10 protein-coding genes, 1 tRNA gene and 5 pseudogenes are annotated in these 14,995 nt (G+C 59.5%); 12 read left to right on the top strand and 4 right to left on the bottom strand.

The features are described 5' to 3' along the window. Positions 1–7: 7 nt before the first annotated feature. The 5 genes from AC0L3L_RS19510 (at position 8) to AC0L3L_RS19490 (ending at position 5,320) form a co-directional block, all read left to right on the top strand. Entirely contained in the window at positions 8–328 is a 321-nt protein-coding gene (locus AC0L3L_RS19510) for a nitrogen fixation protein NifZ (RefSeq protein ID WP_473638778.1), read from the top strand. Beyond that, positions 325–537, top strand: a complete 213-nt coding sequence (gene nifT / locus AC0L3L_RS19505; RefSeq protein ID WP_473638777.1) for a putative nitrogen fixation protein NifT — start codon at positions 325–327, stop codon at positions 535–537. Before AC0L3L_RS19510 ends, nifT begins: the two co-directional genes overlap by 4 nt. Before the next feature lie 38 nt (positions 538–575). Next, on the top strand, positions 576–1,460 hold the full coding sequence (locus AC0L3L_RS19500; protein ID WP_473638776.1) for an SIR2 family NAD-dependent protein deacylase: 885 nt from the start codon (positions 576–578) through the stop codon (positions 1,458–1,460). A 93-nt stretch (positions 1,461–1,553) separates the two neighbouring features. Continuing rightward, entirely contained in the window at positions 1,554–3,416 is a 1,863-nt protein-coding gene (locus tag AC0L3L_RS19495; protein WP_473638775.1) for an ABC transporter ATP-binding protein, read from the top strand. After that, a complete protein-coding gene (locus tag AC0L3L_RS19490) occupies positions 3,416–5,320 on the top strand; it encodes an ABC transporter ATP-binding protein (RefSeq protein WP_473638774.1) in 1,905 nt (634 codons plus the stop codon). The genes AC0L3L_RS19495 and AC0L3L_RS19490 overlap by 1 nt, the downstream gene beginning before the upstream one ends. Positions 5,321–5,976: 656 nt before the next feature. Here the strand turns inward: AC0L3L_RS19490 and AC0L3L_RS19485 are convergent. Further along, a pseudogene (locus AC0L3L_RS19485) lies at positions 5,977–6,401 on the bottom strand (DapH/DapD/GlmU-related protein); the annotation flags it as partial. Positions 6,402–6,559: 158 nt separating this feature from the next. Between AC0L3L_RS19485 and AC0L3L_RS19480 the strand changes: the two are divergent. From AC0L3L_RS19480 to AC0L3L_RS19465, 4 genes and pseudogenes are all read left to right on the top strand, one after another. Beyond that, positions 6,560–7,141, top strand: a complete 582-nt coding sequence (locus AC0L3L_RS19480) for a hypothetical protein (protein WP_473638773.1) — start codon at positions 6,560–6,562, stop codon at positions 7,139–7,141. A gap of 234 nt (positions 7,142–7,375) precedes the next feature. After that, the gene (locus AC0L3L_RS19475; RefSeq protein ID WP_473638772.1) at positions 7,376–7,807 is read left to right on the top strand and encodes a hypothetical protein; all 432 of its coding nucleotides are present in this window, start codon (positions 7,376–7,378) and stop codon (positions 7,805–7,807) included. A gap of 155 nt (positions 7,808–7,962) precedes the next feature. Continuing rightward, a tRNA-Ser gene (locus tag AC0L3L_RS19470) sits at positions 7,963–8,072 on the top strand. Positions 8,073–8,291: 219 nt separating this feature from the next. Further along, a pseudogene (locus tag AC0L3L_RS19465) lies at positions 8,292–9,490 on the top strand (IS256 family transposase). Between the two features lie 40 nt (positions 9,491–9,530). Here AC0L3L_RS19465 and AC0L3L_RS19460 read toward each other — a convergent pair. From AC0L3L_RS19460 to AC0L3L_RS19450, 3 pseudogenes are all read right to left on the bottom strand, one after another. After that, positions 9,531–9,692, bottom strand: a pseudogene (locus AC0L3L_RS19460) (IS481 family transposase); the annotation flags it as partial. A 72-nt stretch (positions 9,693–9,764) separates the two neighbouring features. Next, positions 9,765–10,229: pseudogene (locus AC0L3L_RS19455) on the bottom strand (transposase); the annotation flags it as partial. Continuing rightward, a pseudogene (locus AC0L3L_RS19450) lies at positions 10,223–11,001 on the bottom strand (IS110 family RNA-guided transposase); the annotation flags it as partial. The pseudogenes AC0L3L_RS19455 and AC0L3L_RS19450, both read right to left, overlap by 7 nt. 966 nt (positions 11,002–11,967) lie before the next feature. Between AC0L3L_RS19450 and AC0L3L_RS19445 the strand changes: the two are divergent. The 3 genes from AC0L3L_RS19445 to AC0L3L_RS19435 are packed head-to-tail and all read left to right on the top strand — an operon-like array spanning position 11,968 to position 14,751. After that, entirely contained in the window at positions 11,968–13,191 is a 1,224-nt protein-coding gene (locus tag AC0L3L_RS19445) for an AAA family ATPase (protein ID WP_473638771.1), read from the top strand. Continuing rightward, on the top strand, positions 13,184–13,843 hold the full coding sequence (locus AC0L3L_RS19440; protein ID WP_473638770.1) for an HNH endonuclease: 660 nt from the start codon (positions 13,184–13,186) through the stop codon (positions 13,841–13,843). The genes AC0L3L_RS19445 and AC0L3L_RS19440 overlap by 8 nt, the downstream gene beginning before the upstream one ends. Before the next feature lie 47 nt (positions 13,844–13,890). Beyond that, on the top strand, positions 13,891–14,751 hold the full coding sequence (locus AC0L3L_RS19435; RefSeq protein ID WP_473638769.1) for a hypothetical protein: 861 nt from the start codon (positions 13,891–13,893) through the stop codon (positions 14,749–14,751). The last annotated feature ends 244 nt before the right edge of the window (positions 14,752–14,995 follow it).

Below are 14,995 nucleotides of genomic sequence, written 5' to 3'. Positions count from 1 at the left end.
AACCGCCATGCGGCTCGCACGCGAACAGGAGGTGGAAATCCGCAGACCTCCCCAATTTCAGCCGGGAGAGCGGGTCCGTGCCACTCGTCACATAAAGAACGACGGCACCTATCCTGGCAGGGAGATCGGCGAAAATCTCGTGCGCAAGGGCGAAGAGGGTTATGTGCGCGACATTGGCACGTTTCTACAGCAGTTCTTCATCTACGCGGTCGAATGGATCGACCGTGGGACGGTCGTCGGCATGCGAGCGCGTGAATTGACGAGCCTCGACAAAGCCGACGCTCCCTGCAGTGCCGAAGAAATCTCCAATAAAGGAACGGCCGCATGAAAGTAATGATCCGCAGGACCGAGGCCGGGTTGTCGGCGTATGTCCCGAAAAAGGATCTCGAGGAGCCGATTATCAAGTTCGAGAACCAGGACCTGTGGGGCGGGGTCGTAACGCTCAGGAACGGCTGGCGGCTCCTCCTTCCCGATCTTCCGCCGCATACGCGTCTGCCGATCACCGTCGAGGCAAGGAAGCTTTCCAACGGGGACTGATGCCGCCCGCCAATGAGAGGCGTCAAGAGGAAACGAGCATGAACACGATCCCGACCTCGGGCCACCTAGTCGTCGTCCGGGACAGTTTTGCCGGAAAGCTGCTTGAGCTGGCCAGACGAGCGTTAGTCTCCGATCAGGTGATCCCGTATCTCGGTCCGGGTCTCCTCCGGCTCAGCTCTGCTGAGCCGCCTGTGCCGTGTACCCCCGAAGCCGTTGCCGAGGCACTCAACACGCGGGCGCCAGCCCCCTCGAAGATCCGCACCAATATGTGGTCGGTCGCGCAGTTCATTGAACAGCGCCGGCATCGCCGCACACTTCAAGCTTGGATGACTGATATATTTGCCGGGCCGGCGGCGCCGAGCATCCTCCACGCCTGGCTCGCAAAACTCCCGCTCTCCCTCATCATCGACAGCTGGTACGAAGGCGCCATGCGCGCGGCGCTGGCAGAGGTCGGCCGAACCGACGTCGTCGAGATACAAGGCGTCACGCGGGCGAACGAAGTTGGCGACATTTGGACCAGAACTTACGACTTGTCGGGAAGGGAACTCGAGGCTGGAGCAGCGACAAAGACGGTTCTCTATGCGCCACATGGCAGTATTAGGCCGGCCGCAAATTTCCTCATCGCCGATTCCGACTATGTCGAAGCCCTGACTGAAATCGACATCCAGACGCCTATCCCTGATGTGGTCAAGGAACGACGCGTCGACCGGGGGTTTTTTTTCGTCGGCTGCCGCTTCAATGATCAGATGCTGCGCACTTACGCCAGGCAGATCATGAAGCGCTCAGAAGGCCCCCGTTATGCGATAATGGACGGGCAAACGCTGACCAGAAACGAAGCCCGTTTCCTTGCGGCAAGCGGAATTACGGTGATCGACATGCCAGCGAGCGAAGCCGTGGCGCAACTCGCCAGATCAGCATCTTGAGCCGATGGTGGCCAGGATCAACTTGGAGGGACGTCTTTGATGTGAGTCTACCGGCTCGCTTCCGAAGGCGCAAAATTCAGTCGGGGGCACTCGGTGGGCAGTGATGCTGTTGGCACGACCTCTCTCAAATCGTCCGCGCATGTAAAAGCGGCCGGGTGGGGCCGGGGCTTGAGCACGCTACTGCGCATTACGCGCATGAATTTGAGGCACCCGTGGCAGGTCGCGTTAGCTATCGGTTCGACGATGGTAGCCGTAATCCTGCAGTTGCTCATTCCCCAGCTTCTCGGCCGGGCTGTCGACCAGACCCAACTAGCCATCGGGGGCGGTGTCACGGTGACGGCTGCAGAACAAGCCCTCTGGACTCCTGCTCTCCTGCTGCTCGGCGCGAGTACGCTACGCGGCCTCTTTACGATGGCGCAAAACTACTTTGCCGAAGCCGTCGGGCACCACGTTGCGTACGAACTGCGGCTTGCTTGTTACGACAAGGTCCAGCGCCTGAGCTTTTCCTTTCACGACCGGGTGCATTCAGGCGACCTGATCACCCTCGGCATCCTCGATCTCGACGGCGTGCGGATGTATTTTTCCACCGCCCTGGTTAGGTTCTTTCTGCTCACCATGCTGATCGGGATAGGCGCCTGCATGATGATCTCAACCGACCCGGTGCTCGGTTTGATCGCGCTGAGCTTCGTGCCTTTCGTAGCCTGGCGATCGTCGGTCACCCAGCTTAAGCTACGCGCCATCTGGCTCGACCTGCAGGAGCGGCTTTCCGTCCTGGGCCGCGTGATGGAGGAAAATCTCGCGGGCATCCGCGTGGTCCGGGCGTTTTCGGCACAGGCTTATGAGATGGCGAAGTTCGACATCGCCTCGACAAACGCGCTCGAACTCGCGCACGAGCAGGTTGACGTGTACGTGCCCAACACGTCGGCTATGACCCTGGCCTTCTTTGTCGCCATGGGGTTGGTCCTCTGGATCGGTTGCGACAAACTCATCGCCGGCCAGATCAGCGTTGGAACGCTCACCACGTTCCTGACGTTCATGACGATCCTGCAAATGCCCGTCCGCCAGATCGGACTGATGGTCAACGGCTTCGCCCGCGCTTACACTTGCGGTTCGCGCCTCTTCAGTCTGCTCGACCAGGACATCACGATCGGGGATGCTTCCGGTGCAAGACCGCTCGAGATCGGTGAAGGCACTCTGCGCTTCGACAATGTCTCGTTTGCCTATCCCGGCACCGGAAACCGCGTCATTCTAAAGAATATTACCTTCTGCGCCCGTAGGGGCGAGACGATCGCGATCGTGGGTCCGCCGGGTTCTGGCAAGTCGACAATTGCTCACCTGATCCCCCGCTTTTACGACGTCACTGGTGGCACCATCATGCTTGACGGGCAGGACATCCGCGGGGTCACCCTCGCATCGCTTCGCAAGGCGGTCTCGGTCGTACAGCAGGATGCATTCCTGTTCACAACCACGATCGAGAACAACATCGCTTATGGCGACCCCTGGGCGAAGGAACACCCGATCGAGCGCGCTAGCGAATCCGCGCAGTTGCACAATTACATTCTCGGCCTCCCCGCTGGCTACAAGACGGTCGTCGGCGAACGTGGCGCCTCTCTCTCGGGCGGCCAGCGTCAGCGTCTCACCATAGCTCGCACGATGATGTTGCGCCCATCAATCGTCGTTTTCGACGACTCAACGGCCGCGATCGACGCCGCCACAGAGCAGCGCATCCGCGCGGCGATACGGCGTTTCGCCAAGGATAGGGTGACGATCATCATCGCCCACCGGCTGAGTTCACTCAAGCACGCCGACCGGATTCTGTTTGTCGACAACGGCGAGATCGTGGAACGCGGCACCCATCAAGAGCTTTTGGCCAAGCGAGGACGCTATAAGGCGCTTTATGATCTTCAGTTGCGCCCGGGAGATGACATTGCGACCACGTTTGGAGGCGCGCCCTGATGGCCAAGCGGCACGCCAACGAACTCGAAATCGAACCGAATGATAGCGGTAGACGCCCTCCGCGCGCGGTCGTCGGGTCCCATCGCATCGAGGAGGAGATCTTTGGCCGGGCTTTCGACAAGAACATCATTCGCCGCATATGGGCCTTCGTTCGTCCCTACCGAGCCATGGCGGTCGTCTCGCTTGCCGCATTGCTGATTTTCACTGGCACGCAGCTTCTCATCCCGCTGATCATCCGCTACGCGATCGACCACGCCATAACTCCGGTAGGCGCTGATGCATCCGCCCTTCTTGAGGCCGCCCTCGCGTTTGCGCTTGCCATTCTGGTTAATTTCGGCGCCGCCTACGCGCAAGAAACCGTGGTAGGGAAAATGGCCGAGAACGTCCTCTTCGACATCCGCCGCGCCATGTTTGCCCATCTGCAGAAGGTATCGCTCTCCTTCATGGACAAGACCGAGGTAGGACGCCTGATGTCTCGCCTTCAGGGCGACGTCAACTCTATCCACGAATTTCTCGAAAACTCGATCTACTCCATAGGCGACATTGCGCTTCTCTTCGGCATCATCTTCGTAATGCTGTCGGTCAACTTCAACCTCGGCTTTCTGACGCTCTCGGTCTTGCCGGCCCTGTTGATTATCCGCATCGTGTGGCTGCCGCGTGCCCGCGAGGCCTTCATGGCTGCACAAGAGACCAATTCAGTCGTCAACGGCGCATTGGCCGAAGCGATTCAAGGCGTCCGAACCGTCCAGTCCATGGACCGCCAGTACGTCAACTTCGTGTTGTATGACGACAGGGCACATGCCGACCTCACGACTCACCTGACCGCTGCCAAATATGCACAGGTCATGGTCCCGATCGTCGATGGCCTCACCGGCCTCGCCATGGCTGTCGTCGTTGTGGTCGGCGGCTCCATGATCATGAATGGCCGCGTCGATGTGGGCGTATTGGTTGCCTACATATTCTATATCCAACGCTTCTTTGACCCAATTCGCTCACTTACTCTGCAATATTCCGTCATGCAGCGCGCAATGGCCTCCGGCAAGCGCCTGACCGATGTGCTCGACGTCAGGATCGAGATCCAAGACAAACCGGATGCCGAGATCCTTGCGCCCGAAATGGACGGCTCGGTCGAGTTCAGGAGCGTCACGTTCGGGTACGATCCCAAACAGCCGGTGCTGAAAAACGTCTCTTTCCGGGTCAATCCCGGCGAGACGGTCGCCTTGGTCGGGCCGACCGGCTCTGGTAAATCGAGCGCGATGGCCCTCGTCCACCGCTTCTATGATGTTCAGCAAGGCCAAGTGCTGGTTGGCGGACATGATGTGCGCGATCTCACCCAGGAATCGCTCGGCACTCAGATCGCTATGGTGCTGCAGGAGCCGTTTCTGTTCACCGGGACGGTTTTTGAGAATATCCGCTACCACAAGACGGAAGCCACGCGGGAGAAGGTGATCGAGGCCGCCAAGGTGGTCGGCGCCCACGACTTCATCATGAGACTTTCCGACAGGTATGAAACCCAACTCGGCGAACGCGGCGGCAACCTTTCTCTCGGCCAGCGCCAGCTTGTCAGTTTCGCCCGCGCTCTCGTCGCCGACGCCAAGATCCTTGTTCTTGACGAGGCCACCGCCAACATCGACAGCTACACGGAAATGCTCATCCAGAAAGCTCTCAGAAAACTCCTGGAAGGCCGCACCGGGCTTGTCATCGCCCACCGTCTCGCCACAATCCGTGGTGCCGATCGCATCATCGTGCTTCAGAACGGCCAGGTTATTGAGACCGGCAACCATGACAAACTGATGGCTATGGGCGGGGTCTATTCCAAACTCTACAATCTGAACTACTCGTCATTCGACGACATTCCCGAAGAGGAAGCCGATCCGACCGGACAAGCCGCCTCTCGTACCTGATGCTCCTCGCGAGCCAGGGCACCGGCGAAAGCGCGGACAGCGATTGCGCTAGATCCCGGACGGCCATGGGAACCTGATCACCACCGGCCAGACCGGAGCCGGCAAGTCGTGGCTGGCCGGCGCCTTTGGCCGGCAAGCAGTAGGGCGATCGTTTCGTGCTCTATGTGCGCGTGGCCCTGTTGGAGGATTGCGCTCGCCCATCTCGATGGACGCTTCCCACGCCTCTTCGACAAACTCACCCGCGCGCGCCTGCTCGTCCTCGATGGCCCACTCCCCTACCGGCCAACAGCGCTCGCATCTGTTCGAAATCGTCGAGAAACGATATCGCCGCACCGGCCATGTCCGCTGGCCACTCATCGCACCCACCGTCGCCGACCCCATTCTCGAACGGATCGTGCATAACGCACACCGCACACCGCATGGTGCTCCAGGGCGACAGAATGCGGAGAGCAAAAAGGCCGCGCCCCTAAACCGGCCTCAAACCGGCGAAAGCAACCATCCGTGAACGCAAAAGGCACCCAAGGACGGTCGCCGCCGGAGATTGGCGAAACACTGTCCGGCTTTTGCGAAATGCGCATCGATGCCCAATCGGCATTCACCAGGCAACATGGAGCTCCCAGGTTTAGCGTCGAACCGCCTGCTTTGTCCTCACCAAGTCATCTTACCCGAGCCGGACTTCCCATGACCTTCGCCCCTGCGGCAACATCTCGAGTGACCACGCTGCCAGCGCCGACGGCCGCATCATCGCTGAATCGTGACGCCCGGCAGAATGATTGCTCCATCACCGATCCAGGCACGACTGCCCCATCCGAACAGGACGCCCGAACTGCATCCCAGATTGTCTCTGCTCGGGATCATGTTGATGATCGGCTGTATCGATCTGCACGGCAGGGCCAATTGCCGTTCCTTTGCCAATTCTCACCTTTGCCACGTCAAGGATGACGCAGTTGAAGTTGAGGCAGACGTCGGCCGATGGAATTGAAACCTTAATCGCAGAAAAAGGCGGACGGATGACCGCTCCGGGTCCAATCTCTCCGAGCCGCTCGGACAAGAGCGTATGCCAATGATCCGCAGTCGGCCCAGTCCATCATGGGCGCCACGGCTCTATCGTCTTGATTTCGCGATTTTTTCTCTAACATCAAATCGTTAGAAACTGCCGAGTGCACACAAATTTATGCCCGAATACGACCCTTTTCGCCATGTTCGATCTCTCAGTGCACACGGAGCGCACACGAAAAAATGGCTACCTACACAAAGCTCTCGTCCGGTTCCTTGCGTGTCCAAGTCCGTCGCAAAGGTCGCTACGTCAGCGAGACCTTCCTGCGCCGAGACGACGCACGGCGCTGGGCGACCGAAACCGAGCGCCAAGTCGATCGCGGTGAGACGCCGACTAAGTCCCGTATAGCGCGCCTGAAAACTTTCGGCGAACTCATCGACCTTCAAATCGACGACATGTGCGATGTAGGCAAGTCCCCTCGCCGCTCCAAGGCCGCAGCCCTCGATATGCTGCAGAGGCATCTTGGGAAGTGCAGCATCGCCACACTCGATCGCGAACGGCTCATTTGCTTTGGCCGCGATCGAGCCGCCCAAGGTGCCCGACCGATGACTCTCGGTATCGACATCGGCTTTGTAAAACTCATTCTGGCTCACGCCGCTGCGGTGCACGGCCTGCCTGTCAAGGTCGAACCGGTTGATCTCGCACGCGGATGCTTCTCATCCATGACTGGAAAGACCCTCGGAACAAGAACGGCAACAACCAGCGCATACCGCTATTCGCGGCAACTAGATATGACGCATGGGCCGTTGTCGAGGACCCACTGACGAAGCGAAGCAATGACGATGATCGAATTTTCCCGTTCAATCTCCGTCTCTTCGAAGCTGGATTCACGATCGAACAGGTAGCGCTGGTGACCGGGCACAAGGATTGGAAGATGTTGCGACGCTACACGCATCTCAAGCCGGAAATGCTTCACACTATCCGAGCAGCAAGGGCAGCGTAACTTGTGCAATTGAGGGTTGGTGGTCAGCAACCCAGCAACCTTGAGCCGCTAAGAGATGGAGGTCCACCCGAAGAACCTTGAGCCGTCACTCTCGGCAGCCGCTGGAGCTTGGACCCGCCACCACCTGGCGGGGATTACCGCAACGCCTCAGGCAATCGGTAGAGAAGCCTCCTCGCGCTGGCCATCCGGCCTCGACAAACACTTCAAGGACCTCAACCAGAGAGACCCGTCGCCCTATGTCGTCGAAAATCGTGCTATGGTCTGCGATCGCCTTGCCGATCATCTTCGCAAAAAGGTCGGCCCCGATAGATTCAAATTGATAGCCGTGAAGCTTGCCGGCTTTCAACAGCGCGTGAGAGGCGAGATCGAACACGGCCGCTGGATCGCTGGGCATGATGAAATCGAGCAATTGAAGCAGGTAGTGGATTGTCTTGGGAATGCCAGCGTCACCAACCCCGCATCAGCGTGCCGAAATTGTCGGCGATGAACCTGCGTTGCTCGGAGAGGTTGGCAAGCGCTCGCGGCTCGCTTCCCTCCCTTATTTCGGTCGGGCCTACCGCGAAAAGAAACTGGTCGGCCATCCGGTCGAGAAGCTCTGCTTCGTTAGAAGCGCTTGCTTGCATCTCACTCGTGCGCGCAGTCGCGGGTATGGGTCCTGTTCGGACGTCACTGTCATTCGCCGATAAGATCGTCTTGCGGGCCTACGCTTGCCAAGGTTGGGGTCGAGCGTTCGAATCGCTTCACCCGCTCCAATTTCCTCAAGGTCCATTCTGGACACATAGGTTACGGTTTATACCGGAGACATGGGTAACACTGGTCGTGTCCCACCGCGTGGTGTAGGTCGGCGATAGCGAAGCCGCTCGCGAGCGCGCCCTCAACAGCGCTGTAGCGAGCGAGCGGCGCAGCGGCGGTCATCGATGTTCTTCGGTAGGGTTGGGTTGCTGACACAACCTGATTCGAAGGAACCACCGATGACCAACGACATGATGAACCTGCGCACGCTCGTAGAGAAGACCCCCGATGCCGATATCCTGCGCGAGATGATCGGCTTTGCCGCCGAGCGGCTGATGGAGCTGGAGGTGGGCGCCGCCACCGGCGCGGCCCATGGCGAGAAGAACCCACTGCGGCTTGTCCAGCGCAACGGCTACCGCGACAGAGACTGGGAGACGCGGGCCGGCACCGTCGAGCTGCGCATCCCCAAGCTCAGGAAGGGCTCTTACTTCCCGAGCTTCCTTGAGCCGCGGCGCATGGCCGAGAAGGCGCTGATCGCCGTCATCCAGGAGGCCTACGTCCAGGGTATCTCGACGCGCTCGGTCGACGACCTGGTCAAGGCGATGGGCATGAGCGGCGTCTCCAAGAGCCAGGTCAGCCGGCTGTGCGAGGAGATCGACGGCAAGGTGAAGGCCTTCCTCGACAGGCCCATCGAGGGCGACTGGCCCTATCTGTGGATCGATGCCACCTACCTGAAGGTGCGCGCCGCGGCGGACGCATCGTCTCGGTCGCCGTCATCATCGCCGTCGGTGTCAACGCAGACGGCCGGCGCGAAGTGCTGGGCATGGAGGTCGGCACGTCTGAGGCCGAGCCGATCTGGACGGAGTTTTTGCGCAAGCTGACCCGCCGCGGCCTGCGCGGCGTCAAGCTCGTCGTTTCCGATGCCCATGAAGGCATCAAGGCGGCCGTCACCAAGGTGCTGTGCGCGACATGGCAGCGCTGCCGGGTCCATTTCATGAGGAACGTGCTGGCGCATGCCGGCAAGAGCGGCCGCCGCGTCGCCTCGGCCTTCATCGCCACCGCCTTCGCCCAGGAGACGGCCGAGGCCGCCAGCACCCAATGGCGCGCCGTTGCCGACCAGATCCGGCCGAAGGTGCCCAAGCTCGCCACCATCATGGACGATGCCGAGCCCGACGTGCTTGCCTACATGACCTTCCCCAAGGCGCACCGTGCCAAGCTGCATAGCACCAACCCGATCGAGCGCCTCAACGGCGAGATCAAGCGCAGGACCGAGGTCGTCGGCATCTTCAATGACGATGCCATAGTCCGTCTCGTCGGCGCCTTGCTGCTCGAACAGAACGATGAATGGGCCGTGCAGCGGGCGCGCTACATGACCCTTGAGACCATCAGCCAGATGAGCGATGATCCGCTCATCAGCCTGCCGGCAGTGGCGCGCTGATCAGTCCGGCCCTTGCCGGAGAGCACGGCGACCAATGCCGTTACCTACACCACGCCATGGGGCACGATCGTAACACTTTTGGCCCGAAAGGGTTTTGGAGTGGTTCGAGCCTGCATGTCTCATCGTCGAAATATCCCAGATCATAGTCCACGAAGCTGACCAGCCAGATATGGTCCTCGACCTGTTTGATGCCGACGGTCCGGAGCGGATCCCTTGTGTCAGATGGCGCCCATCAGCGTGCCGGCGCCATGCGCTTCAACTTCCGTTGCACCGTTCATCGATGCGCTCCCAGCAGCTTGCGATCCTTGATATGAGCGCGCCGGGCTGCATCGCTTCGGTTCGCTGCGGCATCGCCGACATAGAACGTTCCGTCGCTCCACATGGCGCGCATGATCACCGCCAGCTTGCGCGCCACGGCGACACAGGCCTTGCGGTGGCAGGAGCGTTTGGCGATCGCCTGGCCCCAGCTCTTGACCTTGTCCTTGCCCTGGAAGCGCGTCATTAGCCCCGACGCTGCCTCGTAAAGCGAGCGTCGCACATCAGCATCACCGGCCTTCGATATGCGACCCTGAACGTCGATCGAGGTACTCGACTGCCAGCGCCGCGAGGTCAGCCCGAAGTAGGCCGCGACGTCGCGTGAGCGGCGGAAGTGCGACGGATCATCGATGGCCGTCATGAACGAAAGTGCTGTGACGGGGCCGACGCCGGGAATTGCCATGAAGCGTCGGCACAGTTCATCGAGGTACCCGACTGCCAGCGCCGCGAGGTCAGCCCGAAGTAGGCCGCGACGTCGCGTGAGTGGCGGAAGCGCGACGGATCATCGATGGCCGTCATGAACGTGCTGTGACGGGGCCGACGCCGGGGATTGCCATGAAGCGTCGGCACAGTTCGCTGCGGGCCACCATTTTGACGACGAGATCGTGCAGCCGGCAATATTGCCTCCACAGCGCTGCGCGCGCCGACAGCATGGCGTCCATCAGTTCGGCCTACAGCGGATCGTCCACCACAGCTCGGCTTACCGCCTGCTCGAATGCTCCGCGTCCGACCTTGCTCAAGCGGATGCCGAACGACTTCAGCGAGTGTCGAATGGCATTCTCCAGGTCGATGGAACTTGGCCTTCAGATTGCGCCGGTGTGTCAGCAGAAGCTTCGTCCGGTAGCAGCTTTCCGACTTGATATGAGCCTGTCGGAACCAGCCGGTGCGCATGATATGGGCTATGCCGAGCGCATCGGCCTTGTCGGTCTTGTTGCGCTGCGCCGACATCGCGGCGCGCACGTGCTGCGTCTTCAGGCCGGCAGGCCAAGTTTCTTGAGTTCGGGATGCAGCCAGGGCAACAACGCGCCAGCCTCGTGGCCCACACGCCGCAGGCGCGGCAGAAACGGCTTCAACGTCGCAAACAGCGCGTCGGGATCAGTCACGGCTGTCGTCTCAAGATGCACCGTGCCATGATCATCGACCACGCACACCGCCGTCTCGTCCATCGCCACGTCCAGCCCACAAAAGAATTCCATCGTTCGCCTCCTGCGTTGCTTCACAGGAGCAGATTTTGCCGCCGAGTCGCCGGCGATCGCCAGTTGACCCGCGGTCGACGCACAGTTTTGCTGCTCGGCAAGGCGCTCGCCCCGATTACGGGCGGCCATCTTAATCAGCTGTGCGGTGATGTATTTGCGAGAATTGATCAATATCGTAACTCATCTTCTAAACTGCGATTATTTCACGAGCCTAGTCGCAACGCTACGATTCCGCTTTTTTGACGTCGAGTCGTATTGCGCCGTGCAGTCTCCGCGCTCGTCGACGGGGTGTTTTGAGCTGCACGACAGCAGCGGACGAACGATCCTGGCGCACTCTTCCATCGGGCTGACGGAGCATGGTCACAAGCATCCAGTTCGGTCGAGACATCTGTCGATCGGCGCGGCCACAGGAAGGACAACCTGCGGTCCGTCGTCTTTGGTCTACATCGGTCCTCATCCGCCGGAGTGGGTCTCCTTGTCTCAGTCCGTTTCCACTACGCTCCCGCCGCTCATCGATGCGCGCCCGACGGATCGTCGATCGCAATTATGAAGCTGGAGCGCCCCGCTAGGAATTGCCAAGAAGCGACGGCAATGCAGGCGCCGCACCACGAACTGGAAGCATCAGCTTGTGCAACCGGCAATACACTTCCCCTGCGACACGCAAGCGTCGGCATCGCAGCTCTGCCGCTTACGCATCGCCCGCCATCGTTTCGCGGGCGATCCTGTCAAAGCCCGGTCTATTCGCGCATTTGATGCGGATGCCGAAGGCCTTCATCGAGGGCCGAACGCGTTTTGAATTTCGAAACTTTGCGCTTCCAGAAACGTTAGCCCCCAATACTCGAGGTCTAATCACTTGTCTGAACGGTCGTAGGTCGCGCATATTTCAACCCGCCGTCGCGAAGCAGTGTGCGTGGAGATAGGGAGGGGAGAGATGCAGCCTGATCGGCTCGAATGCGGTGTACCCGCATGGTAAGCCTGCGCGACCTCGGCATGGACGAGGATGGCGGGATGAACGAGGCTGTCTCTATCCTTGTCGGCCCGAATGGCTCGGGAAAGAGTTCGGTGCTCCTGGATGTTGCCACGCGTTACCGCAGTGGTCGCAACGTGGCGGTTGTGTGCAACACCCCGCATGATCGATTCACCGGTCTGCGAGGAGTTAAACGTATTTCGGTCGGCCGGAGTGACCAGTCACCCAAGAACGTAGTGAAAAAGGCTGTCGCAGATACTCTCAACGAAACTGGCTCTGCATTTTTTCAGATCAGTGCGATCTTAGATCATTGCGGCTACGAGGCACGGTTCGGCTTCGAGATCAGCCCTTACGTCTACTACAGGCTAACGACCGATGAATTACGCGAGCAGTTGCGCGCCCAGTTTTATCCGGACATTCCCGATCGGGGTTTCGATGTGCCGGAAGGGGACGCTGTCGTCGAAATGGTGATGTCCTTTCTCCAGCGGCACGAACCTGGGGAACGGATTTGGATCGATGCGAGAAACTCCGTGTTCGAGTTCAGCCGCGCACGCGAGTTTGCGTCAGTGCTCAAGCTGGAATCAACACTCCGACGCTGGCGCGTGATCGGCGGAATTCGAGTGCTGCTCGAACGGAAGAACGGCGGGGGTGTGATCGAGATGCAGCACGCGAGTTCTGGCCAACTCGCGCTGATCTCTTCACTGCTCTTTTTGATCACCAATGTCGGCGACAAGCCACTCATTATAATCGACGAGCCTGAGAATAGCCTTCATCCAAGCTGGCAGCGGGATTACATTGGGAAGATTCTTGCCGCGATGAACTTCCGCAGCGCTTCGCTCGTCGTGGCTACCCATGCTCCACTCGTTGTGACTGGGGCGCTTGCCGACAGTCCGGACTTGGTTTCCGTATTCGAGGTGCGGGACGGAGCTACGAAGCGGCTCCCCATAGAAACGGACCCCGCTTCGCCAAACAGCATTGAGGAAATCCTCTGGCGGGCGTTCGAGGTCGTGACTCCGGCCAATCATTTCGTGAGCGAGCAGATCGTCGATGAGATATCTCGCTTCGAGAAAGGCGAGGTCCCAAAGGATCAGGTCCTGTCGCTTATCGAGAGGATGGAGGCAGAGAGCTTCGACGAGCGTCAGAAGGGATTCTTCGAGGCGGTTAGGGGTCTGCTGGATAAGATCGAAGCCGGGTTGGCCGAGGGAGCGGACGGCGATGAATGACGCCTACACGCCGACGCTTAAGGAATTCGCATTCACCGATCCAGAAATGGAAGTGATCACGGCGGCGCTCGAAACCGAGAAACCTTGGGACTGGAAGGCAGGCGATGAGCGGGACGAAACGGTCAAGCTCATCAAAAAGAAGATAGAGACTTTTCATCTGAATCGGCACAAAGACCAGTGCTGTTACTGCAGACGGCACCTCGGTGGGGCTGGTTATTTCATGATCGATCGCGAGCACGTGCTACCAAAGTCTGTCGGCGCTTTCCGGCTGCTCTCGTTCGAGATTTGGAACCTCGGCGTATCCTGCAAGCGGTGCAATATGCAGTACAAGAAAGAACGGATCGACTTCGTCATCGACCAGGCCGATGAAGGGGCTCGCAAGAGCAGCCACAACTATCGCTTGATCCACCCGAACTTCGATGACTACGAGAAGCACCTCGACCACTATATGCTGCAAAAGAGCGGCGTGACCTTGCAGAAATTTACAAGGATGGAAGGCAGCGCAAAGGCTGAGTATACGTATGACTTCTTCAATCTTCGTGGCCTCGAGGTGGGCAGCTTCGACGAAGCACAGGGTGTGGCTCAACAGCAGCAAGGTTTGGGAAAGGGAGCGCTCGAAGCTCGCTCCCTGGCCGAGGATTTTGGCCAGTAGTACGGTCGGTCGGCGATAGTGTCGGCCTCGAGCGGATGTTTTCGCAGATGCCTAACGTAGCTGAAGCCCTGAGAATATTCGCGCCTGAAAGATGGGGCGAGGTGGATCGCTTTCTCATCCTATGGCCCACGACATATCAGTTCCAAGGCCATCAGAAGCGCGTGCTTGCGGGCGTCAAGAACCACTTCCATAAGGCGCTGACCCTTCTCACCATGGCGGAATCGCTTGTGCCAAGTCTTCAGATTGACGAAGCCGAGCTCGATAAGCATGGGTTCACGCAAGCGCAGAATGCCAGAAACCTGGCTGCTGTGCTGGAGGCCGTGATTACCGAGCTGTACTCGGTCATCGACTGCACTGCGAAGGTTCTACACATCGGATATGGACCGAGCTCCACGCGATATCGCGACTCCACTCGGCGTCTCTTCGCCGAGGTCGACGCAATCACGGGATCGTTTCCCGAAAGGCTTAAGGCCGCAGTCCGGGCGGCGACTTGGTATGACGACCTACGTCATATGCGCGATGAGCTGACCCACCGTGACGTGGGAAGCTGTTCGAAAGATCGGGAGACCGGGGTTATCAGATACTTCCATTCCAGCTTGTGGGAGGGGGAGCGGCAAAGGCCCATCGACGACATCTTTGGCTGGACCAAATCCAACGTCGACGCCGTCAACGCGTTCATCGGTGTGACCTTCAACGAATTGAACGCCTCCATCACCAGTGGAACCGTCACGCAAATGTGCGGGATGGTACAAGGGCGCATGTTAATGCGCGTGTTGGACGTCTCGGAGCCGATCGATTTCAACAACGGGGTGTGTCTGTCTGCGCAATGGTTCACCCAGCCGGGCAATCCCTATTGTCCATTCGCCGAGAACTGCGGCGCGTTTCAGCGTCGAGCAAGCGCTGACTAGTTTCACGACGTGCGAGGGGAACCTTGATCGCGCCCTTCAAAGTTACTCCGCTCGATTGATAAACGCGGCGCGGTCGTCCCGCGTCGAAACAACAAAGCTGAAGGTGGCTGGGATGGGTGTCCACCTCAGCCAAGAGTTGTCGACGTTGATCTCGGTCCAGGGCAACCGGACGGCAAGCGCCAACGGACCGCGATCCGGCGTGGCCGTCTTTGAACTGAGTAGCCGCGTTCTGTTGATCAGGAGA

The organism is Mesorhizobium sp. WSM4849 (assembly GCF_055811385.1).
The sequence above is the reverse complement of the archived record's forward strand: the minus strand, read 5'-3'. Positions and strand labels throughout refer to the sequence as shown.